Here is an 897-nt window from a genome sequence, read left to right on the forward strand (position 1 = left end):
GGCTACGACGCCCGCGTCGGCGAGCGCGGCGCGCGCCTCTCCGGCGGCCAGCGCCAGCGCATCGGCATCGCCCGCGCGCTCTACCACGACCCCGACGTGATCGTGTTCGACGAGGCGACCTCGGCGCTGGACGGCGAGACCGAGGGCGCGGTGATGGCCGCGCTCGACGCGCTCGCCGGCCAGCGCACGCTGATCATGATCGCCCACCGCCTCACCAGCCTGGAAGCCGCCGACACGGTCCACGTGCTCGACGGCGGCCGCCTCGTGGCGTCGGGCCCGCTTCACGCGGTGACGCAGCATGTCGGGGCGGCCGCGTGAGCCGGGCGCCGACGAACCCACCCCGATCCGGAGCCGATGCCCCATGCCCGATCCGATCCACCTGAAGGCCGCCGACGGCACCACCGCGACCCTGACGCTCGCCGGCGCCGAGCCGGTGTCGTGGCGGGTGGGCGGCACCGAATACCTCTGGAGCGGCGATCCCGAGCACTGGAACCGGCACGCGCCCTGGCTCTTCCCGGTGGTCGGCGCCTCCGCCGGCGGGATGGTGCGGGTCGACGGCCGGACCTATCCGATGGCGCAGCACGGCTTCGCCCGCGACCTGCCCTTCGCGGTGGTGGAGCGGACGGACGAGGCCGTCACCCTGCGCCTGACCGAAACGGCCGAGACGCTGGCGCACTATCCCTTCCGCTTCCGCCTCGACATCACCGCGCGGGTGCGCCCCGCCGGGCTCGACTTCGCCATCGCGGTCCACAATCCGGGCGAGACCGCCCTGCCCTACGGGCTCGGCTTCCACCCGGCCTTCCCCTGGCCGTTCGCGGGCGGGACGCGCGCGGCCGGCGGCGGCTACGCGGTCGCGTTCGAGCGGGCCGAGCGCGCCAGCGTCCCCGAGGTCGGCCC

Annotated in this window: 1 protein-coding gene and 1 pseudogene; both read left to right on the forward strand. The window is 75.7% G+C overall.

Annotated features, from left to right (window positions below):
- Positions 1 to 318, forward strand: a 318-nt coding sequence (locus FV223_RS28700) for an ATP-binding cassette domain-containing protein (protein ID WP_147730007.1), incomplete at its 5' end; no start/stop codon positions are given.
- Between the two features lie 43 nt (positions 319 to 361).
- Positions 362 to 897 (forward strand): annotated as a pseudogene (locus FV223_RS28705) (aldose 1-epimerase family protein); the annotation flags it as partial.

It is taken from the genome of Methylobacterium sp. WL116, assembly GCF_008039455.1.
Taxonomy (GTDB): Bacteria; Pseudomonadota; Alphaproteobacteria; order Rhizobiales; family Beijerinckiaceae; genus Methylobacterium.